The 20,246-nt window shown below is 63.0% G+C and carries 21 protein-coding genes; 15 read left to right on the top strand and 6 right to left on the bottom strand.

What is annotated here, in order from left to right; genetic code table 11:
• Positions 1-13: 13 nt before the first annotated feature.
• The 4 genes from OEZ71_RS19170 to OEZ71_RS19155 all read left to right on the top strand — a co-directional run bounded on the left by OEZ71_RS19170 (position 14) and on the right by OEZ71_RS19155 (position 4,290).
• On the top strand, positions 14-1,201 hold the full coding sequence (locus OEZ71_RS19170) for an ABC transporter substrate-binding protein (RefSeq protein ID WP_263741691.1): 1,188 nt from the start codon (positions 14-16) through the stop codon (positions 1,199-1,201).
• Positions 1,198-2,907, top strand: a complete 1,710-nt coding sequence (locus tag OEZ71_RS19165) for an ABC transporter permease (protein WP_263741690.1) — start codon at positions 1,198-1,200, stop codon at positions 2,905-2,907. The genes OEZ71_RS19170 and OEZ71_RS19165 overlap by 4 nt, the downstream gene beginning before the upstream one ends.
• Positions 2,904-3,542 (top strand): ATP-binding cassette domain-containing protein, encoded by a 639-nt coding sequence (locus OEZ71_RS19160; protein WP_263741689.1) that lies wholly within the window; start codon positions 2,904-2,906, stop codon positions 3,540-3,542. The genes OEZ71_RS19165 and OEZ71_RS19160 overlap by 4 nt, the downstream gene beginning before the upstream one ends.
• A gap of 91 nt (positions 3,543-3,633) precedes the next feature.
• Positions 3,634-4,290, top strand: coding sequence for a hypothetical protein (locus OEZ71_RS19155; protein WP_263741688.1), 657 nt, complete (start codon positions 3,634-3,636; stop codon positions 4,288-4,290).
• 200 nt (positions 4,291-4,490) lie between these two features.
• Here OEZ71_RS19155 and OEZ71_RS19150 read toward each other — a convergent pair whose 3' ends face one another.
• Positions 4,491-5,534: a DUF475 domain-containing protein gene (locus OEZ71_RS19150; protein WP_263741687.1), complete on the bottom strand. Its 1,044-nt coding sequence runs from the start codon at positions 5,532-5,534 to the stop codon at positions 4,491-4,493.
• Positions 5,535-5,770: 236 nt separating this feature from the next.
• On the opposite strand from OEZ71_RS19150, the gene OEZ71_RS19145 reads away from it, so the two are divergent.
• The 3 genes from OEZ71_RS19145 (at position 5,771) to OEZ71_RS19135 (ending at position 7,018) form a co-directional block, all read left to right on the top strand.
• Positions 5,771-5,920, top strand: coding sequence for a hypothetical protein (locus tag OEZ71_RS19145; protein ID WP_263741686.1), 150 nt, complete (start codon positions 5,771-5,773; stop codon positions 5,918-5,920).
• A 119-nt stretch (positions 5,921-6,039) separates the two neighbouring features.
• Positions 6,040-6,534 carry a flavin reductase FerA gene (gene ferA, locus OEZ71_RS19140; protein ID WP_263741685.1) on the top strand — a complete coding sequence of 165 codons (495 nt, stop codon included), beginning with the start codon at positions 6,040-6,042 and terminating at the stop codon, positions 6,532-6,534.
• Positions 6,535-6,658: 124 nt separating this feature from the next.
• A complete protein-coding gene (locus OEZ71_RS19135; protein ID WP_412175657.1) occupies positions 6,659-7,018 on the top strand; it encodes an ArsR/SmtB family transcription factor in 360 nt (119 codons plus the stop codon).
• Between the two features lie 14 nt (positions 7,019-7,032).
• On the opposite strand, the gene OEZ71_RS19130 is transcribed toward OEZ71_RS19135, so the two are convergent.
• Both OEZ71_RS19130 and mce read right to left on the bottom strand, forming a co-directional pair.
• A complete protein-coding gene (locus OEZ71_RS19130; protein ID WP_263741684.1) occupies positions 7,033-7,317 on the bottom strand; it encodes a DUF1467 family protein in 285 nt (94 codons plus the stop codon).
• Positions 7,317-7,721 (bottom strand): methylmalonyl-CoA epimerase, encoded by a 405-nt coding sequence (gene mce, locus OEZ71_RS19125; RefSeq protein ID WP_263741683.1) that lies wholly within the window; start codon positions 7,719-7,721, stop codon positions 7,317-7,319. The genes OEZ71_RS19130 and mce overlap by 1 nt, the downstream gene beginning before the upstream one ends.
• Positions 7,722-7,874: 153 nt before the next feature.
• Between mce and OEZ71_RS19120 the strand changes: the two genes are divergently transcribed.
• Both OEZ71_RS19120 and OEZ71_RS19115 read left to right on the top strand, forming a co-directional pair.
• Entirely contained in the window at positions 7,875-8,594 is a 720-nt protein-coding gene (locus OEZ71_RS19120; protein WP_263741682.1) for a response regulator, read from the top strand.
• A 132-nt stretch (positions 8,595-8,726) separates the two neighbouring features.
• A complete protein-coding gene (locus OEZ71_RS19115) occupies positions 8,727-8,855 on the top strand; it encodes a hypothetical protein (RefSeq protein WP_263741681.1) in 129 nt (42 codons plus the stop codon).
• 86 nt (positions 8,856-8,941) lie between these two features.
• Here the strand turns inward: OEZ71_RS19115 and OEZ71_RS19110 are convergent, their stop codons facing one another.
• Positions 8,942-9,148, bottom strand: coding sequence for a hypothetical protein (locus tag OEZ71_RS19110; protein ID WP_263741680.1), 207 nt, complete (start codon positions 9,146-9,148; stop codon positions 8,942-8,944).
• Between the two features lie 104 nt (positions 9,149-9,252).
• Between OEZ71_RS19110 and OEZ71_RS19105 the strand changes: the two genes are divergently transcribed.
• Positions 9,253-10,191, top strand: coding sequence for a LysR substrate-binding domain-containing protein (locus OEZ71_RS19105; protein ID WP_263741679.1), 939 nt, complete (start codon positions 9,253-9,255; stop codon positions 10,189-10,191).
• Between the two features lie 116 nt (positions 10,192-10,307).
• Here OEZ71_RS19105 and OEZ71_RS19100 read toward each other — a convergent pair whose 3' ends face one another.
• On the bottom strand, positions 10,308-11,000 hold the full coding sequence (locus OEZ71_RS19100) for a hemerythrin domain-containing protein (protein WP_263741678.1): 693 nt from the start codon (positions 10,998-11,000) through the stop codon (positions 10,308-10,310).
• A 118-nt stretch (positions 11,001-11,118) separates the two neighbouring features.
• Here OEZ71_RS19100 and OEZ71_RS19095 point away from each other — a divergent pair, with 118 nt between their 5' ends.
• The 3 genes from OEZ71_RS19095 (at position 11,119) to OEZ71_RS20290 (ending at position 13,561) form a co-directional block, all read left to right on the top strand.
• Positions 11,119-12,078: a LysR family transcriptional regulator gene (locus OEZ71_RS19095; RefSeq protein ID WP_263741677.1), complete on the top strand. Its 960-nt coding sequence runs from the start codon at positions 11,119-11,121 to the stop codon at positions 12,076-12,078.
• Positions 12,079-12,171: 93 nt separating this feature from the next.
• Positions 12,172-12,804, top strand: a complete 633-nt coding sequence (locus tag OEZ71_RS19090; RefSeq protein ID WP_263741832.1) for an MT-A70 family methyltransferase — start codon at positions 12,172-12,174, stop codon at positions 12,802-12,804.
• Positions 12,701-13,561: a BglII/BstYI family type II restriction endonuclease gene (locus OEZ71_RS20290; RefSeq protein ID WP_412175662.1), complete on the top strand. Its 861-nt coding sequence runs from the start codon at positions 12,701-12,703 to the stop codon at positions 13,559-13,561. The genes OEZ71_RS19090 and OEZ71_RS20290 overlap by 104 nt, the downstream gene beginning before the upstream one ends.
• Positions 13,562-13,567: 6 nt before the next feature.
• Here the strand turns inward: OEZ71_RS20290 and aspS are convergent, their stop codons facing one another.
• Complete coding sequence (gene aspS / locus OEZ71_RS19085; protein ID WP_263741676.1) at positions 13,568-15,349, bottom strand: aspartate--tRNA ligase; 1,782 nt, start codon at positions 15,347-15,349, stop codon at positions 13,568-13,570.
• Between the two features lie 140 nt (positions 15,350-15,489).
• Between aspS and OEZ71_RS19080 the strand changes: the two genes are divergently transcribed.
• Both OEZ71_RS19080 and carB read left to right on the top strand, forming a co-directional pair.
• Positions 15,490-16,797: a glycosyltransferase family 87 protein gene (locus OEZ71_RS19080; RefSeq protein ID WP_263741675.1), complete on the top strand. Its 1,308-nt coding sequence runs from the start codon at positions 15,490-15,492 to the stop codon at positions 16,795-16,797.
• Positions 16,798-16,862: 65 nt separating this feature from the next.
• Positions 16,863-20,204: a carbamoyl-phosphate synthase large subunit gene (gene carB, locus OEZ71_RS19075; RefSeq protein WP_263741674.1), complete on the top strand. Its 3,342-nt coding sequence runs from the start codon at positions 16,863-16,865 to the stop codon at positions 20,202-20,204.
• Positions 20,205-20,246 lie beyond the last annotated feature (42 nt).

Below are 20,246 nucleotides of genomic sequence, written 5' to 3'. Positions count from 1 at the left end.
GACAGGAGTATCCATGCGCCTACCCCTACTCGCCGCCCTTGCAACCGGCATCGCCCTTCCGGCCCTTGCCAACAGCTGGGACGACACCGTCGCCGCCGCCAAGGGCCAGACCGTCTACTGGAACGCCTGGGGCGGGGATGAGCGCACCAACGATTTCATCGCCTGGGCGAGCGGGCAACTGGAGGCGGAATACGGGATTACGATCCAGCAAGTAAAGCTGACCGATACCGCCGAGGCCGTCACCCGCGTCATCGCCGAAAAGGCGGCGGGGCAGACGGAAGGCGGCTCGGTCGACATGATCTGGATCAACGGAGCCAATTTCCTGTCGATGAAGCAACAGGGCCTTCTGCTCGGGCCGTTCTTGAGCGATCTACCGAATGCGAAATACCTCGACCTTTCCGAGGGGTCGGCGGCGGTTGTCGATTTCACCATCGCGACCGAGGGCTATGAGAGCCCCTGGCGGCTGGCAAAGTTTGTGCTGACTTATGATTCCGCCCGGGTGGCCGAGCCGCCGAAATCGATGGCGGCGCTTCTCGACTGGTCGACGGCCAGTCCCGGCCGTTTCACCCATCCGGCGGTGTCGAACTTCATGGGCGCGACATTTCTCAAGCAGGCGCTGATCGAACTGACCCCCGATGCGTCGGTCCTGCAGGGAGAGGCGACGGACGAGGCCTTCGAAACCGCCACCGCCCCGCTCTGGGCGTGGTATGACGAGTTGCGCCCGACGCTCTGGCGCGAGGGCAGCACTTTCCCCGAAAACGAAAGTATCCTGCAGCAGATGCTGAATGACGGCGAGGTCGATTTCGCCATGGCCTTTGATCCGGCTGCTGCTGCCGCCGCCGTGGAACGCGGCCTGCTGCCGGAAACCGTGCGCAGCTACGCGCCCGAAGGCGGCTCCATCGGCAATATCAGTTTCGTCGCCATCCCCTTCAACGCCGCCAACAAGGAAGGCGCGATGGTGGTGGCGAACTTCCTGCTGGACCCCGCCACGCAGGCCAAGGCACAGGATATCACCGTCTTGGGCAGCTATTCGGTGCTGGACCCTGCGAAGCTGGATGACGCGGCGCGGGCGGCCTTCGCGGCGCTGCCCTCGTCGCCCGCTCTGCCGACGAACGAAGAGCTTGGCCGCACCCTCAATGAGCCGCATCCAAGCTGGATGACGCGCATCGCCGAGGAATGGGCGCGGCGCTACACCGAATGACCGCACCCGAAGGCCGCAAGCTTCGCCTGATTGTCCTCGCCCTTGTCGCGGGCGGCCTCGTGTTGCCGATCCTCGCGGGTTTGTGGGAAACGACGCGCGCGGCTTTCGGTATCCTTCCGGCCATCGGGGCGGTGGAGTGGTCGCTTGACTCGTGGCGGCGGCTTTTTGCCCTGCCGGGGTTTGGCACCAGCCTGACACTGACGCTCTGGACCGGCTTCGCCTCCACCGCACTGGCGCTGGCGCTCGCGGTCGGTTTCGCCGCCGTAATGTATGACCGGTTCGGGCTGAAGGGCGGTGCGCGGCTTTTGACGCCGTTCCTGGCGACGCCACATGCCGCGCTGGCCATCGGGCTCGCCTTCCTCATCGCGCCATCGGGCTGGATTGCTAGGATGATCAGCCCATGGGCAACCGGCTGGGACCTGCCGCCCGATGTGGCGACAGTGAATGACCCGTTGGGCCTCGCACTGATCTTCGGGCTCTTGGTGAAGGAAGTGCCGTTCTTCCTTCTGGTGATCCTCGCCGCGCTGTCGCAGCTGCCGGTCCGGCGGCACCTGTCGGCAGGCCGCGCCTTGGGCTACGGGCGGGGCGTGGTCTGGATCAAGGTGATCCTGCCGCAGCTTTATCCGCTCATTCGCCTGCCGGTTTACGTCGTTCTCTCTTTCGCGCTGTCGGTCGTGGACATGGCGATCATCCTTGGCCGCTCCAATCCACCGGTTTTGTCGGTTGCGGTCACCCGCTGGTTTCTGGCGGCCGATACCACGCTCATCCTGCCCGCCTCGGCCGCCGCGTTGCTGCAAAGCGGTGTCGTCATCGCGGGCATCGCCGCATGGTTCGGCGCCGAACGGCTTTGCGCCCGCCTCGGCCGTATCTGGATAAGGCGCGGTGGACGCGGGGTGTCGGCCGAGCCCGGACTGATGGCGGCGGGCGGCGCAGTGCTGATACTGATGGCATTGGGCGCACTGGCGCTGGTCTCGCTTCTGATCTGGTCCCTTGCCTGGCGCTGGTCCTTCCCCAATGCCCTGCCCGAAAGCTGGAGCCTTAAGGCCTGGATGCAGCCTGCGGGCGGCTGGGGCATGGCGCTGAACAACACGATTGTCATCGGCGGGGCCACGACACTGCTGTCGGTCGCGCTCGCCGTGGCCTGGCTCGAAGGCGAAGACCGCGCCCGCCTGCCCCGTGCAGGCTGGGCCGAGGCGCTGATCTATCTGCCGCTTCTGGTGCCGCAGATCGCCTTTCTCTACGGGCTGAACGTGACTTTCCTCCGGGCGGGCCTGTCGGGGGGTATGGTCACCGTCATCTGGGCACAGGCACTCTTCGTGTTTCCCTATGTCATGATCGCGCTCAGCGACCCGTGGCGGGCACTTGATCCGCGCCTTGTCCGCGCCGCCGCGGCTTTGGGGGCCGGTCCGGTTCGCAGGCTCGTCGCGGTGAAACTGCCCATCCTCCTGCGTCCGCTGATGACCGCTGCGGCCATCGGCTTCGCGGTGTCAGTGGCGCAATACCTGCCCACGCTCTTCATGGGGTCGGGCCGGATCGCGACGCTGACGACCGAGGCGGTCACGCTCTCCTCAGGTTCCGACAGACGTGTCACGGGCGTCTATGCGGTCTTGCAGGCCGTCCTGCCCTTCGCGGCCTATCTGGCGGCTTTGGCCCTGCCCGGCTTCCTTCACCGCCACCGCGCCGGGCTACAAGGAGACGCGGGATGAGGGGGTTGGAATTGAACTCCGTAACAATTCACGCCGGGGAGGCGCCCCTGTTCGCACCGCTGACGCTCACTGTGCCTCCAAGTACGGTGACGACCATCGTCGGCCCCTCGGGCATTGGCAAATCGACGCTGATGGACTTCATCGGCGGACATCTGGCGCGGGGGTTCCACGCCACTGGCACGGTGATCCTCGACGGACAGGATGTTACCCGTCTGCCCGCCGAGGCGCGCCGGATCGGCATCCTGTTTCAGGATGCGGCGCTTTTCCCGCACCTGTCGGTGGGCGACAACCTCGCCTTCGGCCTTGCCTCCCATGTCCGGGGCCGCGCCATGCGAAGGGCATCCATCGAGACGGCACTTGATAAGGCCGGGCTTGCCGGTTTCGCCGACCGCGATCCGGCGACCTTGTCGGGCGGGCAACGCGCCCGCGCCGCGCTGATGCGGACGCTTCTGGCTGAACCTTGCGCGCTCCTCCTCGATGAACCCTTCTCCAAACTCGACCCGGATCTGCGCGCAGACCTGCGCCGCTTTGTATTCGACCATATCCGCGACCGGGATATCCCGGTTCTGATGGTCACCCATGACGAGGCCGACGCGGCGGCGGCGGACGGACCTGTCATTCCACTGGGCGGCTGACGCCAGAGCGCGTATTCTTCCCCCGGACGGGAACGGGGGCAATCGCCATGTATGTCGGCAAGGAACCGGCCGAGTGCGCGGGGAAAAGGCAATGAACGACCGCTTCGCCCGGATTGTCGTACGCCTCGCGCTTCTGGCCCTGCTTGTCTTTTTGGCCCATTGGCTGATCGGCTGGACCATGACCGAGGGGGCCGCCCTGAAAGCGAATCCGATGGCGGGGATCGGGTTTCTTGCCGCGCTTCTACTGGCCTATGCGCTGTTGATCGCGATACCCTTCGTCCCGGGCGTGGAACTGGGCCTGACGCTGTTGATGGTCGAAGGCGCGGTAATTGCGCCCTTCATCTGGGCGGCGACGCTCCTCGGCCTGACGCTTGCCTTCGCGGCGGGCGCGTATCTGCCCTATCCGGTGCTGCGGCGGGCGCTTGAGGACCTGAAGCTTGCCCGTGCGGCCGCACTTGTCGCGACACTGGAGCCGCTTGACCGCGAGGAGCGGCTGGCGGCACTCCGCGACCGCCTGCCACACTTTCTGTCTCCCCTCGTCCGGTCGCAACGCTATGTGCTGCTCGCCCTACTCATCAACCTGCCGGGCAATTCAGTGCTGGGCGGCGGCGGTGGCATCCTGCTGCTGGCAGGTATGAGCCGGCTATTTTCCCCGCTCGCCACCTTCGCAACAGTGGCCCTCGCCGTCGCACCGGTGCCCGTCGTCGTCTATCTTCTGGGCGAAACGCTGCCCCTGCCGGGGTTCTGAATTCTTTCATCTCCGAAATTCGTGCCGATCCGGGCAGACGCCTTTGCGGTCATTGCCCCACGCACTACGCAAGCCGGACGATTGTCGGTCCCGTTGAAGGTCGGTAAAGCCCTTGATTGCGGACCCGTTCTGTTTGCGTCGCGCCACGCGTTTCGGTCTACGCTCGAGTAGCATCCATCAGAAACAGGTAGCTCTCACGGTCAGGACGCGGTCTGACGGCGGTTGTGAAGGATCGACGAGACGAGCGCGATGCCGATGAAAGCCGATCCCAGGACCCCGGTCACCAGTTCCGGAATATGCCAGAGCGTCTGGGCGAACATGATCACGCTGAGCACAAGGATCGAATAGAACGCCCCATGCTCCAGATAGCGGAAATGCGCCAGCGTCTGGCGTTCGACCAGCATGATCGTCATCGACCGCACATACATCGCCCCGATGCCCAGGCCGATGGCAATCAGAAAGAGGTTATGGGTCAGCGCGAAGGCACCGATAACCCCGTCGAAGCTGAAGGAAGCGTCAAGCACTTCAAGGTAGAGAAAGGCGCCAAGACCCCCTTGCGCGGCCACGCCCACCGTGCGCTGGCGGGCGTCAAGCACATGGCCCAGCACCTCGACCGCCAGATAGGTTAGAAGCCCGCCGATCGCCGCGAAGAGAAACCGCGCCCGGTCATCGGCCGCCATGACGCTGGCAAAGACCAGCACAACGGCCAGAACAAGCGCGATCTCCAGCCCGCGGACCGAGGCGCAGCGGCGGAGTTGGCATTCCAGCGTTCGGATCCAGTCGACCTCCTTGCCCTCGTCGATGAAGTAGTTGAGCGCCACCATCATCAGGAACGTGCCGCCGAAAGCTGCGATCGAAATATGCGCGGAGCCGATGATGCGGGCATATTCGTCCGGGTGCAGGGCCGCGAGCTTCACCGCCTCCACCGGTCCGATCCCGGCTGCCACGACCACGATGAGCAAGGGAAAGATGATCCGCATGCCGAAGACCGCGATCAGGATACCCCAGGTCAGGAAGCGCCGCTGCCAGACCGGGTCCATATCTTTCAGCTTGTTGGCATTGACGATGGCATTGTCGAAGGACAGCGAGATTTCCAGAACCGCAAGAACGGCGCCGATCAGGAAAAAGCTTATCGCCCCGCCAAGATTGTCGCTGTACCCCCATCCCAACCAGAACGCCGCGGCAAGACCGGCCATGGTCACCAGAAACGCCCAGCGGAAGTAGTGGATCGCGGTGCTTGCCATCTGACGCTCCGTTCGCCGCCCCCTTCGGGCCGCCGTGAGTGGATGGGGGCGACATATGCATGCCGCCGGCAAAGGGCAACCACCCGTCGCTCCTCCGCACCAATTATCCCCGCCATGACGTGATCGTGCGCCACCCGGAAACCGCTGCCGCCATAAAAGCAGCGAATTGCCCCGGCAGCGCCGTATTCGTGCCCGCATTGCCCGGCAGATTGGCGGCAAGGGCAACGGAGAGTAATATGAGTTTCCTTAGTCAGATTTCTTTCGATGAAGTGGCAGCGAGCCTCTTTGCCTGCCTCGTCCTGCGCGAAATCATGATCCTCGCGCTTCCAGATCGCATCGCCGGTCCGGGTGGCTGGCTGGTCGATACCGGCGAAGAAGAAGCCTGATCTCCCTAGACGGCGACCGCCATCGCGGCGGTTACGGGTAGTCACCGACGCCCGATTGTGGTTTTCCTGTCGCCGCGACGCCGGGTGATCCGTCCCCGGCGAAAATGACAGGGCGTATCATGGACCATATCACACCGGATTCCGGACGACCGGAGGACTTCCGCGCCGCGCTCGGGCGCTACGCGACCGGCGTGACCGTCGTCACCACCCTCGGCGACCGTGGCCCGGTCGGGATCACCGCCAACAGCTTCACCTCCGTCTCGATCGACCCGCCGCTCGTCCTCTGGTGCCCGGCGCGCAATTCGCAGCGCTTCCCGGCCTTTGCCGCCGCCTCACATTTTTCCATCCATGTCCTTGCCGCCGACCAGCTTTCCCTCTGCCAGCGGTTTTCGCGCGCTGGCGGCAGTTTCGAGGGTCTGGATCTCGGCCAGACCCCCGAAGGCCTGCCGCTGCTGCCCGAATGCCTCGCGCGGTTCGACTGCGCCGCCCATGCCATGCATGAAGGCGGCGATCACGCGATCATCGTCGGCCGGGTCCTGCGCGCCGCCCTGCGCGAGGGTGAGCCGCTTTTGTTCTGGGGCGGACGCTACGGCGACTTCCTGCACCACGATTGACGTTACGTCATCCTTGTTGACCCTACGTCACCATATTGCCACAAACGAATGCCAGCTTGGCGAAAGACTGGCGTCGCGATAAAGCGGCGCTTATATTTATGGCGACCAACGATACAGGACCGAAATGGCCTTGGACCAACTCGATCACATAAGAACGGCTGAAAAGACCGATCGTCACCACGACCTGACGCCCTCGGATATGGTGACGAGTGCCGATGCCGCATCGAGCTTTCTGAAAGCTCTGGCCCATGAAGGCCGGCTGATGATCCTGTGTTATCTGTCAACCGGCGAGAAATCGGTGACCGAACTGGAACAGCTCCTCTCCTCGCGTCAGGCGGCGGTCAGCCAGCAACTGTCCCGGCTGCGCCTCGAGGGGCTTGTATCGGCCCGCCGTGACGGCAAGGCGATCTATTATTCGCTGTCCGATCCCCGGACTGAAAAGGTCATCGGCGTTCTCTACGACCTCTTCTGCAAGCAGGGCTGACGCGGTCAGGCAGCCTATTCGGCAGTCGTCTCGGGACCCAGCCGCCCGAACCAGTCGATGTCGCGCAATGTCACCGCGCCCGACAGGACCACGCTCGCGATCACCGACCAGACGATGACGGCGACCATGGTCGTCGCCACGACCTTGCGCTTCATCTGAACCTGCGCCGGAGCGCCTGCCGGGGTGCCGGGCACCACCTCGCCCGCCTCGGCCTGGCTTTTCGGCCGGATCTGCAAGGCGATGAAGAAGACCAGAAACCAGATGACCGCAAAGAGGACGATCCCGCCGGTAAGATTCATCAGACCTGCTCCAGTTCCACCAGACAGCCGTTGAAATCCTTCGGATGCAGGAAAAGGACCGGCTTGCCATGGGCCCCGATCTTCGGCTCCCCGGTTCCCAGCACCCGTGCGCCCTGCGCCTTCAGCCGGTCGCGGGCTGCAAGGATGTCATCGACCTCATAACAGATATGATGGATGCCGCCCGCCGGGTTCTTTTCCAGAAAGCCCGCGATGGGGGAGTTTTCGCCCAGGGGATACAGCAGCTCGATCTTGGTGTTCGGCAATTTGATGAAGATGACGGTGACACCGTGATCCGGCTCGTCCTGCGGTGCGCCGACGGATGCGCCGAGCGTATCGCGATATTGCGCGGCGGCGGCATCGAGGTCGGGAACGGCAATGGCAACGTGGTTGAGGCGGCCGATCATGGGGGTCTCCGGTCAGACAGTCTTTCCTGCCGACTTATGGGACGCGGAACGCGGTCAGGCAAGCCGCCATGGGTGGCATAGCGGCAATTTACCGCCCGTTAGGCAAAGCCTGTCTTACTGCGGGAACAGTCACCGCGACATGGGAGGCGGCAGATGGCGGACGATCTTACCGATTTCATCGCGACACGGCACCCGACCCCGGCGCGCCCGTTTCAGGGTCTGACCTTTCTGGTGGTCGAGGACAGCCGCTTTGCGTGCGAGGCGATGCGGCTCATGTGCCTGCGGTCGGGGGCTAGGCTCCGGCGGGCGGATTGCCTGCGCTCGGCCCGGCGGCATCTGCGCACCTACCGTCCGACCGTTGTCATGATCGACCTTGGCCTGCCCGACGGGTCCGGGCTCGACCTGATCCGCGACCTTGCGTACCACGTTCCCCGTGTTCCGGCGCTTCTTGCGATGTCCGGCGACACGACGGCGGAAGGGGCCGCGCTGGAGGCAGGGGCGGATGGATTTCTCGCCAAGCCGATCGAAAGCCTTCTGGCCTTCCAGTCCATGGTGCTCGGCGTCCTGCCTTCGGAAACAAGGCCGGTTCTGGCCTGTGGCGCCGATGGCGACCGCATCACGCCTGACCCGCTGGCCCTGCGCGACGATCTGGCCCATATCGCCGATCTTCTCGGGCCTGAGGCCGATGGCGCGCGGCTTGACTACGTGGCGCAGTTTCTCTCCGGCATCGCGCTTTCGGCCCATGATGCGCCGCTTCAGGCTGCGGCCGAAGCGCTTGCCCGCGACCGGCTTGCAGGGCGGTCGTCGCGCGCCCCATTGAAGCGGATCAACAGCCTTGTGCGCGACCGGCTTGCCGCGAACACACCGTTCTGACCCTTCGCCGACCGGCATGGCACCGACGTGGTTGCCGCCAAATCGGTCTGGAAATGCCCCGACCCTGCCCCATTCCCGCCGCGATCCGGAAGGACAGTCGGTATCAGCCAAGTTCCATGGGGATGGACGGAAATGACAAAGAACCTTGTACGGATCGCGACGAATGAACGGCTGACACGGGCAGTCCATTGGACGGTCTTTACTGCGGGCCTCTTGTCTCTGACTTTCTCGATCGCCGCGACCGCCGCATCGGCGTTCTGACGCGGGCGTCACCACCAAAGTGAACGAAAAGCCGCGCTGGGTTCCCCGCGCGGCTTTTCTTTGGCTCCGTCCCCCGTACCTGTTTCTCAGCCGTTCCGCACGATCTCGGCGCGGGCGGTGAACCATTCTGCGACAGACGCAAGCACGCGACCAATCACCCGGCACACCCGGCGCAGCGGCGCAGCTTCGACCGACCGCAAAGTAGCTTGCTCCAGTTCCGCAACCGTGTGCCCACCGGCGGACAGGATCATGTGGTCAAGTGCGCTGAACGTGGTGTTTTCATGGGCTTTCATCGTCTTTCTCCATCCTTGGACCTCGTTTCGCAATCAGGGTAAGTCCGCAGCGCGATTGACAACAAACGATGCTTTCTCACAGTATCGGTTAGTTTAACTAACGCATGGCCGCCATGACCCGCCGCCTGCCCAACCTCAACCAGCTTCGCGCCTTCGAAGCCGCCGCCCGGCATCTGAGCTTCAAGAACGCGGCTGAAGAGCTGCACGTCACCCACGCCGCGATCAGCCACCAGATCAAGGCGCTGGAGGAGGATCTTGGCCGCCCGCTCTTCCGCCGCCTGACGCGCAAGGTCGAGCTCCTGCCCGAGGCCGCCGACCTCGCCGAACGGCTGGCGGCAAACCTCGACGACATCGCCGAAGCAGTCGCACGCATCCGCGAGGAAAAATCCAAGGGCCATCTGAAGATTTCGGCCGTGCCGGCTTTCGGTTACCGCTTCGTCCTGCCGCGTCTGCCGGACTTCCACGCAACACATCCGGGACTGGAGGTCGAGTTGGACCTGCAGGCCGGACTGGCCGATCTGGACGGCGGCGGTTTCGATGCCGGTCTGCGCTACGGCGGGGGCGACTGGCCCGGCCTCGACACGCGGCTGATCTTCCGCGACACGCTCGCCCCGCTCTGCGCACCGGCATTTCTGGCCGACCGACAGTTGCCGCTCGACCCGGCAGAAATCGCCACGCTTGCCTTCGCGGTCTCGCGCGGCGCCAACCGCGACTGGCAGAGCTGGTGCCACACGCATGGTCTCAGCAATCCGCCCCGGCCCGCGCCGCTCATGCTGGAAAACCGCGCCGTCGTTCTCGACTATACGGTCAGCGGATCAGGCATCGCGCTCGTCGATCTGCGGTTCGCCGCCAAGGAACTGGAAACCGGCCAACTGATCTGCCTGCACCCGACCACCGTCCGGGGTGTCAACGGAACCTATCTCGCCTGGCCCCGGACGCCGGTCGCGGACCCAAGATTGCTGGCCTTCGGCGACTGGCTGGCGGACCAGACAGCGACGATGGAAATCACCGTGAACGGAGAAGTCATGTCGCTTCCGGCATGATGCGCTCCATCATCAGATCGCTGCATCGTCCATTTCATCATCGGGCGCTGCGGGTAATCTCGGACACTCGCCCGAGGCTCGCCTCGGGCAAGCGACACAGCGGTCACAGGATGATGTCAGCACAGCGCCCGCTCCATTGCATCCCAGTCGCCGAACCGCCAGTCCGGACCGACGACTGCGGCAAAGAGACCGGCGAAGGCATCCGGCGGCATCACCGCACGCATTCCGCTAACCATGCCTTGACGCTCAGAGCGCGACGCGGCGCCCAGCATCAGCTTGAGAAAACCCGCCATCTTGGTCGGTGGTATGTCCGACACGATACTATGTTCGATCGCATCGATCTCTGCCGGCGAGAAATGCGTGGCAATCAGCGGCATCAACTCGGTTTCCTCATCATGCATATGCGTGAGATCGTCTGCCATGAAGAGTGAAAACCGCTGATAAAGCCGACGCAGTTTCGCGGCGCGGTCGCTGCCGGCCTGCTCCACTTCCTTGGCCATGCGACGCAGTTCGGAAAACCCGACAAGGTGGTGGTCATGATCCTCGGCGGCATGATCGGAACCGCCGGGCAGCCGCGCCTCGACCACGTCGTGAATCTTCTGGTTCTCATGGGTCAGGTGCGACAGGCTCAGATCGAGATGCGCGTCCAGCTTGTCCAGCACCTTCCTTACCTCGTCGTCGTTTGTGGCATCCGCCTGACCCAGCGCGACGAGCATACGCGCATTGGCCAGGCGGATACCCTTATGCACTGCATAGTAAAGGTCCTTTGCCACATTGGTCTTGGTGTCAAATTGCGTTTCGGCGTTCATGATTGTCTCCTGAAGGAATTCCCGGCGGACCGGGATCAACGGCGTCTGATTATCCGGCTTCCATTTCCCGAAAAACGGAGCAAACTCGATTTCAGTCTCTGAAATTTTCGGACAATCCATGGACCACATTCGCGCAATGCGCGTTTTCATTCGGGTGGCCGAGCGTGGCAGTCTGACCGCTGCAAGCGATGAATTGGGCTATGCCAGAGGGGCGGCTTCAAGCATCGTGAAAGAACTGGAGCGCCACATGGGCGTCCAGCTTCTGGAGCGCACGACGCGAAAGATCCGCCTGACCGAGGAAGGCAGTCACTACGTCGAACGCGCCCGCGCCATCCTCGCGGATATTGCCGAGCTTGAGGAAGAGATCGGCGCCGCCGAACGCAGCCCGCATGGCCTGCTTCGCGTGCAGATTCCGCCGGGCATCACCCGGCTCATCGTCGCGCCCGCCCTGCCGGGCTTCATCGCGCAGTATCCCGGGATCGAGCTTGAAATCCTCTCGCGCTCGGATCTGCCCGACTTCGTCGGCCTGCGGCTCGATGCTGCGGTCGTCGTCGGCCCGATGGCCGAGCTTGACGTGGTTGCCCGGCCTCTGGGCCATTTGCCCGCGATGACCGTTGCCGCACCGGCTTATCTGGAACGGCGAGGAACACCGATTGTCCCGGCTGACATAGCGGGACACGACTGCATCCGCACCATTTCTACCGCAACCGGCAGCCCCGTCATCTGGCGCTTTCGCGAGAACGGCAAGGATGTCCGCATCGCGGTGCCGGGCCCCCTCGCCTTCGAATCCCCCGAAGCGGCGGTGGCCGCCGCCCGGCGCGGCGGCGGTATCCTGCAAATCGCGAGCTACCTCGTCTATGACGATATCCGCTCAGGCCGCCTTGTCAGTGTCCTCGACGCCTTCCGTCCCGAAGGCCCGACGCTTCAGATCGTGCATCCCCGCCACCGGCGAAAACCCCGCCGGCTCAAGGTGTTCGAGGATTTCCTGTCGGACCTGAACCTGCGCTTCAGATCGAAATGGAACATCCGCGACAGCCAAAGCCCCGGACCGGGGCGGCTCGTCACTCCTTCGGAATGACGTGAGGACGTAGTGCTGCTTCATTGATTGTTAACAAATGTTCTTATATTGTTCTTGTTGTTTATCGCATGAGAGAAACGCAATATGTTGGATATGGGACATTCTGCTACACAAGATCTGAGCGACTTTCTCAAAGATGATCGGTTCGGCTGCGTACTGGCCGATCCCCCTTGGCGATTCACTAATCGGACCGGAAAGATTGCCCCGGAACACAAGCGTCTAGCACGCTATCCAACGATGACGCTGGATGAAATCTGTGACCTGCCCGTTGGGAATCACCTAGAAGATAGAGCGCATTGCTATCTTTGGGTGCCGAACGCGCTCCTTCCGGAAGGTCTTCGGGTGCTCTCCGCTTGGGGATTCGAGTACAAATCGAACTTGATTTGGCACAAGGAACGCAAGGACGGTGGATCAGACGGACGCGGGGTCGGCTTCTATTTCCGTAACGTCACCGAGGTGATCCTTTTCGGAACGCGAGGAAAAAACGCCCGAACACTGTCGCCTGGACGGCGGCAGGTCAATTTTTTATCGACGCGCAAACGGGAGCATTCCCGAAAACCCGACGAGCAGTATGCTCTCATCGAAAGCTGTTCTTGGGGGCCCTATCTTGAGTTGTTCGGGCGTGGGGTGCGCGAGGGCTGGACCGTGTGGGGCAATCAGGCAGACGCGGATTATAAACCCGATTGGAAAACCTACGCGTACAATTCGGGCTTGGCGGCGGAGTAGGCTTCGATTGTTTGACCCCGCGAACACGACTGCATCACTTTTTCCGAATGAGTTATGCACAAGGTATTCGTTCACAAGTTTTAACGGGGCAGCAGCAATACTCCGTTACAACCTGCCGCATGAGTTTGAACGCCTCGTTGCACTTCTCACAACGTATCGTACTAGGTTAATCGATATCTGCCGACCTGGCGGCAACCGCTCTCCCACAACCATGCTATTCGGCAAGCTAGCAGACCGCTGTGGATATCGAAGCGAAGTAACGCTTCAGTCGGAATACATTTGGGCTGTGACGGCGGCAAATGAAAGTATCCTTGAATGGCGTACGGGAAACGAGTTGCATGCCCACAAAATCGATCATTGGTCGGACCGGGTATCTCTCGACTTCGAATGGAATAGTAAAGATCAGACCTATGACCGTGACCTACTTGCAATTCGCCAATTCTTTGATCTCGGAATTATCTCAGTAGGCGTGATCGTAACGCGGGACCTTTCGTCAGATTTTACAAAATTCTTTCCTAGCCTGGAGATTTTCGATACGACAAAAACTTATTCCAGTTCACAGCTTCGTACGCGCATTCAAAAAAGAGGCCTCGACTTGGTCCAGATTGAGCGCAAAGGCCAACTTCAAACGTTACACACAAAAATGGGCGCCAGCACAACTGGTCTACCCAAGCTTCGAAGCCGGTTATCGTCTGGAAGGGGAGGAGCCTGCCCCGTCCTTGTGGTCGGGATTAGTGACCGTAACGTCATTAGATAGCGTCTATCAGCTTTCCTTCGGAATGACCCTCAGCCGCAATTCGCGAAGCTGTTCGTTCATCGGCTCCGACGGCGCGCCCATCATCAGATCCTCGGCGCGCTGGTTCATCGGGAACATGATGACCTCGCGGATATTCGCGGTGTCGGCCAGAAGCATGACGATCCGGTCCACACCTGCGGCGCAGCCACCATGCGGGGGCGCGCCGTATTTGAACGCCTTGACCATGCCGCCGAAACGCTTCTCGACCTCGTCCTTGCCATAACCGGCGAGTTCAAATGCCTTGAACATGATCTCGGGCTTGTGGTTCCGGATCGCGCCGGACACCAGTTCATAGCCGTTGCAGGCTAGGTCGTATTGATAGCCAAGCACCTTCAGGGGATCGCCCGACAGCGCCTCCATCCCGCCCTGCGGCATCGAGAACGGGTTGTGGCTGAAATCGATCCGGCCCTCGTCATCCTTCTCATACATCGGGAAATCGACGATCCAGGCAAAGCGGAAGGCGTTTTCTTCGGTCAGGCCCAGTTCCCGCCCGATCTCCACCCGCGCGCGGCCCGCGACCGCCTCGAACTGATCTGGGCGGCCGCCGAGGAAAAAGACCGCGTCACCCTTGTTCAGCTTCAGCTGCTGGCGGATCGCCTCGGTCCGCTCGGGTCCGATATTCTTGGCAATCGGTCCGGCGGCTTCCAGCCCCGACCCGTCCTCGGCCTCGCGCCAGAAGATATAGCCCATCCCCGGCAGACCTTCCTTCTGGGCGAAGGCATTCATCCGGTCGCAGAACTTGCGGCTGCCGCCGCCCGGCGCCGGAATGGCGCGGATCTCGGTGCCCTCGTTTTCCAACAGTTTCGCGAAGATCGCGAAGCCGGAGCCGGCGAAATGTTCGCTGACGCGTTGCATCTTGATCGGGTTCCTCAGGTCCGGCTTGTCGGTCCCGTACCAGAGTGCCGCATCGGCGTAAGAAATCCGCGGCCAAACCGCATCGACCTTATGGCCGCCGCCGAATTCCTCGAAGATGCCCTGAATGACTGGCTGGATCGCCTGGAACACATCCTCCTGCTCGACAAACGACATCTCAAGGTCGAGCTGGTAGAAATCGGTGGGCGAGCGGTCGGCGCGCGGGTCTTCGTCGCGGAAGCAGGGCGCGATCTGGAAATAACGGTCGAACCCCGCCACCATGATCAGCTGCTTGAACTGCTGCGGTGCCTGCGGCAACGCGTAGAACTTGCCCGGATGCAGCCGCGACGGCACGAGGAAGTCACGGGCGCCTTCCGGCGAAGAGGCCGTGATGATTGGCGTCTGGAACTCGGTGAAGCCTGCCGCCCACATCCGGTCGCGCATCGATTTGATGACGCGGGCGCGCAGCATCATGTTCTGATGCAGCTTTTCCCGGCGCAGGTCGAGGAAGCGGTAGGTCAGGCGCGTCTCTTCCGGGTAATCCTGCTCGCCGAAGACCGGCAAAGGCAGTTCATCCGCCGGGCCCAGAACTTCCAACTCGGTCACATAGACTTCGATCTCGCCGGTCGGGATCTTCGGGTTCACCAGCGCAGAATCCCGTGCCTTGACGCGCCCGTCGATGCGCACAACCGTCTCGGCCTTCAGCCGCTCGATCGCGCCAAAAGCCGGGCTGTCGCTGTCGGCCAGAACCTGCGTCATCCCGTAATGGTCGCGCAGGTCGATGAACAGAACCCCGCCATGATCGCGCACCCGGTGAACCCAGCCCGACAGCCGGACCGTCTCACCGGCATGGCTTTTGTTCAGATCGGCGCAGGTATGGCTGCGATAGGCGTGCATGAGCGTCCCCTTTCAAGAGGCGAAAACGTGGTCCGCGCCGATACACCCTTTGGCGCAGTCGAAGTCAAGGGCGGGTCAGGCCTTTTCAAGCGCCGCCCGGCCAGCTAGCGTCGGGCCAGATGCAGCCCGACAGGACCCGGATGCCCCCGAAGCCCGCGCAACGCACGCCCCGGATCGCCGCGCTTTCCATTGATGATGACCGTGACAAGCTCATTTCAGTGCTGCTTCTGGCGTTCTGGACCGTTGCGGTCCTTTGGCAGCAATGGGGGCAATGGGCCGAAGACCTCTCGGCGGTCTACATCGCCGGCTGGCTCTGGCAGTCCGGTCAGGGCGCGCTGATCTATGACACGCCACCCGCGTTCTTCGGCGGCATTGCGGAAAGCTGGCAACCGGCGATGGCCGCAATGGGCATCGCGGACGAAAGCAGCTTCGCCTATGTCTACCCGCCGATCTGGGCGGTGCTGACGGCGCCACTTACCGAGATTCTTTCCCCGCAAGGCTTTTTCAATGCCGCCGCGCTGATCCAGATCCCGCTCCTTGCCGCCTCGGTCTGGTTGGCCGGGCGGCTCATCAAGCCCGCCGCCATGCCGTGGTGGGTCTGGACTGCGATCGGTCTCCTGACACTCACGCTGTCGGTCCAAACCTACCTCGCCATAAGGCATAATCAGCCGACAATCACCGTCGGTTTCTTAATCCTTCTCGCATTCGAACGCCTGCAATACGGTCGTCCGCTGACGGCTGGAGGGGCACTCGCTGTGGCTGCTTCGGTCAAATTGACGCCAGCCTTCCTTGTGCTGATCTTCCTTCTTGACCGCCAATGGCGCGCTGCGGCGTATTTCACCACCATAGGCGCGGCGCTCGGACTAATTTCGGTCGGAATTTCCGGCTGGCCCGCGCACCAAGCGTTTCTGCAAAGCCTCGCGCTCGTCAAGGATGTCGCTTACCTTATCGCGATAAACACTTCGATCCTGCCGACGACTCTGGCAATCGGGTCCGCACTTGGGCTCCTGCCGCCGATTGACCCCGAGGCAACGCAGTTCGTGTTTACAGCCGTTCCCCGCTGGTTATCTCCGACTATTGCGATCACGGCACTCTTGATAACCATCGCGTTCGGACAGGTGCTTTACCGGCTTCCCGGCGATGCACGCCGCGCGATCAGCCTTTTTGCTTTCTCTATCATACTTGCACTGTTCGGACCTCTTGGCTGGCTGCACTACTACGTCCTGCCGATGTTGCTTCTGCCGGGCCTCCTCGGCATTCTACCGCGCCGCACCGCAATCACTCTGATCGCACTTGTCGGCGTTCCGTCGTTAACACCAGTCTTCGCGCAGATCGGCGCTCTGCCCTGGCCAGTCGCTCACTACACGTGGCTGATGTGCACGGTTTGGTTAATCGTCCTCGCCGCCCTCTTTGCCGCTGCCAGCCGGATGCCGAAAGAACCCGCCTGACAGGGGTTGCGCGCTGGCCGGTTCTGTCTATAACCCCCGACAATTTGCATGAGGGGTCCGGGACGATGCCGAAAAGAACCGATATCAAGTCGATCATGATCATCGGAGCAGGGCCCATCGTCATCGGTCAGGCCTGCGAGTTCGATTATTCCGGTGCCCAGGCCTGCAAGGCGCTGCGCGAGGAAGGTTACCGTGTCATCCTCGTGAACTCCAACCCCGCCACGATCATGACCGATCCCGGCATGGCCGACGCCACCTATATCGAGCCGATCACCCCTGAAATCGTCGCCAAGATCATCGAAAAGGAACGCCCCGACGCGCTCTTGCCGACGATGGGCGGGCAGACCGGGCTCAATACCTCGCTGGCGCTCGCCGATATGGGGGTGTTGGAAAAGTTCAACGTGGAACTGATCGGCGCCAACCGGCAGGCCATCGAAATGGCAGAAGACCGCAAATTGTTCCGCGAGGCGATGGACCGGCTTGGCATCGAAAACCCCAAGGCCACGATCATCGCCGCGCCGAAAAAGCCGAACGGCAAGTATGACGTGAACGCGGGTGTGGCCGAGGCGATGGAAGCCCTGGAACATATCGGCCTGCCCGCAATCATCCGCCCTGCCTTCACCCTCGGCGGCACCGGCGGCGGCGTGGCCTATAACCGGGATGAGTATGAGGCGATCTGCCGCTCCGGCCTAGACGCCTCGCCCATGGCGCAGATCCTCGTCGACGAATCGCTGCTGGGCTGGAAGGAGTACGAGATGGAGGTCGTCCGCGACAAGGCGGACAACGCGATCATCGTCTGCTCCATCGAGAACGTCGATCCGATGGGCGTCCATACCGGCGACTCGATCACCGTCGCCCCCGCCCTGACTCTGACCGACAAGGAATACCAGATCATGCGCAACGGCTCGATCGCCGTCCTGCGCGAGATCGGGGTGGAAACCGGCGGGTCGAACGTGCAATGGGCGATCAACCCCAAGGACGGCCGCATGGTCGTGATCGAGATGAACCCGCGCGTGTCGCGGTCCTCGGCGCTCGCCTCCAAGGCAACCGGCTTCCCCATCGCCAAGATCGCGGCGAAGCTTGCCGTCGGTTACACGCTCGACGAACTCGACAACGACATCACCAAGGTCACGCCCGCCTCGTTCGAGCCGACCATCGACTATGTCGTCACCAAGATCCCGCGCTTCGCGTTCGAGAAATTCCCGGGGAGCAAGGCCGAACTCACCACCGCGATGAAATCGGTGGGCGAGGCGATGTCCATCGGCCGCACGATCCATGAGTCCCTGCAAAAGGCGCTGGCCAGCATGGAAACCGGCCTGACCGGGTTCGATGAGATCAGGATCGAGGGCGCGCCCGACAAGGCCGCAGTGATCAAGGCCATCTCCGCCCAGACCCCTGACCGGCTCCGGCTGATCGCACAGGCCATGCGCCACAGTCTGACGGATGACGAAATCCAGCACGCCACGGCCTTCGACCCCTGGTTCCTCGCCCGCATCCGCGAGATCGTCACGGCCGAGGACGCCGTGCGCGCCTCTGGCCTGCCCACGGATGAAAGCGGCCTCAGGCAGCTCAAGATGATGGGCTTCACCGATGCCCGTCTGGCGAAACTCACCGGCAAGGAAGAGGCCGCGGTCCGCAAGGCCCGCCTCGCCGCCAATGTCAAAGCCGTCTTCAAGCGCATCGACACCTGCGGCGCGGAGTTCGAGGCCCAGACGCCCTATATGTATTCCACCTATGAGGTCCCCGCGATGGGCGACGTGGAATGCGAGGCGCGGCCCACCGACGCGAAAAAGGTCGTCATCCTCGGTGGCGGCCCCAACCGGATCGGCCAGGGGATCGAGTTCGACTATTGCTGCTGCCATGCCTGCTTCGCGCTGACCGACGCGGGCTATGAAACCATCATGATCAACTGCAACCCGGAGACCGTGTCGACCGACTACGACACCTCCGACCGCCTGTATTTCGAACCGCTGACCCTCGAACACGTCCTCGAAATCCTCCGCGTCGAGCAGTCGAACGGCACGCTCCACGGCGTCATCGTCCAGTTCGGCGGCCAGACGCCGCTGAAACTCGCCAACGCGCTCGAGGCCGAGGGCATCCCGATCCTCGGCACCACGCCCGACGCCATCGACCTTGCCGAGGACCGCGAGCGGTTCCAGAAACTCCTGAACGACCTCGGCCTCAGGCAACCGGTCAACGGCATCGCCTCGTCCGACGCGCAAGCCATTGAAATCGCGGAACGCGTCGGCTTCCCCCTCGTGATCCGCCCGTCCTACGTCCTCGGCGGCCGCGCGATGGAGATCGTGCGCGACATGGACCACCTGAAGCGCTACATCACCCATGCGGTCGACGTCTCGGGCAAGAACCCCGTCCTCCTCGACAGCTACCTCTCCGGCGCCATTGAAGTGGACGTGGACGCGCTCTGCGACGGCACCACGGTGCATGTCGCGGGCATCATGGAACATATCGAAGAGGCCGGCGTGCATTCGGGCGACTCTGCCTGCTGCCTGCCGCCGCATTCGCTCTCCGCCGACACCGTCGCGGAACTCAAGCGCCAGACTGAGGCCATGGCCATCGCCCTCAAGGTCAAGGGCCTGATGAACGTCCAGTTCGCGATCAAGAACGGCGAGATCTATGTGCTGGAGGTCAACCCCCGCGCCAGCCGCACCGTGCCCTTCGTCGCCAAAGCCACGGACTCGGCCATCGCCTCCATCGCCGCGCGGCTCATGGCGGGCGAGCCGATGTCGAACTTCCCGATGCGCGCGCCCTACCCTGCGGGCGTCGGCCCCGATACCGACCTGCCCTACGCCGATCCGATGACGCTCGCCGATCCGATCATGCCGTGGTTCAGCGTCAAGGAGGCCGTCATGCCCTTCGCCCGCTTCCCCGGCGTCGATACGATCTTGGGGCCCGAAATGCGCTCGACCGGCGAAGTCATGGGCTGGGACCGCACCTTCCCGCTCGCCTTCCTCAAGGCCCAGCTCGGCGCGGGCACAACGCTGCCGGAAACCGGCCGCGTCTTCATCTCGATCAAGGACATGGACAAGACGCCCGAAATGGCCGCCGCCGCCCGCGATCTGGTGGCGATGGGCTTCGACATCATCGCCACCCGTGGCACCGCGTCCTTCCTCGCCGAGAACGGGATCACAGCCGAGACCGTCAACAAGGTCTATGAAGGCCGGCAGGAGGGTAAGCTGCACATCGTCGACCGGCTGAAGAACGGCGAGGTCGCGCTTCTCTTCAACACGACCGAGGGGCAGCAGGCGATCGAGGACAGCCGGAGCATCCGCGCCGTCGCTCTCTACGACAAGATCCCCTACTACACCACCGCCGCCGGCAGCGTCGCAGCCGTGCAGGCGATCAAGGCACGGGGTGAGGGGATCGGCGTGAGGACGCTGCAGGGGTGAGACGCGCCCGGACGACCTTCCAGTGGAAGGTCGTCAGCGTCG

This window comes from Albidovulum litorale (genome assembly GCF_025751495.1).
GTDB lineage: Bacteria > Pseudomonadota > Alphaproteobacteria > Rhodobacterales > Rhodobacteraceae > Albidovulum > Albidovulum litorale.
This window is presented reverse-complemented; position numbering and strand designations above follow the sequence as displayed.

What these genes read in the sequence shown, in the direction of transcription:
- OEZ71_RS19170 (WP_263741691.1), top strand. Translation starts at nt 14, where the DNA reads ATGCGCCTACCCCTACTCGCCGCCCTTGCAACCGGCATCGCCCTTCCG.
- OEZ71_RS19165 (WP_263741690.1), top strand. Translation starts at nt 1,198, where the DNA reads ATGACCGCACCCGAAGGCCGCAAGCTTCGCCTGATTGTCCTCGCCCTT.
- OEZ71_RS19160 (WP_263741689.1), top strand. Translation starts at nt 2,904, where the DNA reads ATGAGGGGGTTGGAATTGAACTCCGTAACAATTCACGCCGGGGAGGCG.
- OEZ71_RS19155 (WP_263741688.1), top strand. Translation starts at nt 3,634, where the DNA reads ATGAACGACCGCTTCGCCCGGATTGTCGTACGCCTCGCGCTTCTGGCC.
- OEZ71_RS19150 (WP_263741687.1), bottom strand. Translation starts at nt 5,534, where the DNA reads ATGGCAAGCACCGCGATCCACTACTTCCGCTGGGCGTTTCTGGTGACC.
- OEZ71_RS19145 (WP_263741686.1), top strand. Translation starts at nt 5,771, where the DNA reads ATGAGTTTCCTTAGTCAGATTTCTTTCGATGAAGTGGCAGCGAGCCTC.
- ferA (WP_263741685.1), top strand. Translation starts at nt 6,040, where the DNA reads ATGGACCATATCACACCGGATTCCGGACGACCGGAGGACTTCCGCGCC.
- OEZ71_RS19135 (WP_412175657.1), top strand. Translation starts at nt 6,659, where the DNA reads ATGGCCTTGGACCAACTCGATCACATAAGAACGGCTGAAAAGACCGAT.
- OEZ71_RS19130 (WP_263741684.1), bottom strand. Translation starts at nt 7,317, where the DNA reads ATGAATCTTACCGGCGGGATCGTCCTCTTTGCGGTCATCTGGTTTCTG.
- mce (WP_263741683.1), bottom strand. Translation starts at nt 7,721, where the DNA reads ATGATCGGCCGCCTCAACCACGTTGCCATTGCCGTTCCCGACCTCGAT.
- OEZ71_RS19120 (WP_263741682.1), top strand. Translation starts at nt 7,875, where the DNA reads ATGGCGGACGATCTTACCGATTTCATCGCGACACGGCACCCGACCCCG.
- OEZ71_RS19115 (WP_263741681.1), top strand. Translation starts at nt 8,727, where the DNA reads ATGACAAAGAACCTTGTACGGATCGCGACGAATGAACGGCTGACACGG.
- OEZ71_RS19110 (WP_263741680.1), bottom strand. Translation starts at nt 9,148, where the DNA reads ATGAAAGCCCATGAAAACACCACGTTCAGCGCACTTGACCACATGATC.
- OEZ71_RS19105 (WP_263741679.1), top strand. Translation starts at nt 9,253, where the DNA reads ATGGCCGCCATGACCCGCCGCCTGCCCAACCTCAACCAGCTTCGCGCC.
- OEZ71_RS19100 (WP_263741678.1), bottom strand. Translation starts at nt 11,000, where the DNA reads ATGAACGCCGAAACGCAATTTGACACCAAGACCAATGTGGCAAAGGAC.
- OEZ71_RS19095 (WP_263741677.1), top strand. Translation starts at nt 11,119, where the DNA reads ATGGACCACATTCGCGCAATGCGCGTTTTCATTCGGGTGGCCGAGCGT.
- OEZ71_RS19090 (WP_263741832.1), top strand. Translation starts at nt 12,172, where the DNA reads ATGGGACATTCTGCTACACAAGATCTGAGCGACTTTCTCAAAGATGAT.
- aspS (WP_263741676.1), bottom strand. Translation starts at nt 15,349, where the DNA reads ATGCACGCCTATCGCAGCCATACCTGCGCCGATCTGAACAAAAGCCAT.
- OEZ71_RS19080 (WP_263741675.1), top strand. Translation starts at nt 15,490, where the DNA reads ATGCCCCCGAAGCCCGCGCAACGCACGCCCCGGATCGCCGCGCTTTCC.
- carB (WP_263741674.1), top strand. Translation starts at nt 16,863, where the DNA reads ATGCCGAAAAGAACCGATATCAAGTCGATCATGATCATCGGAGCAGGG.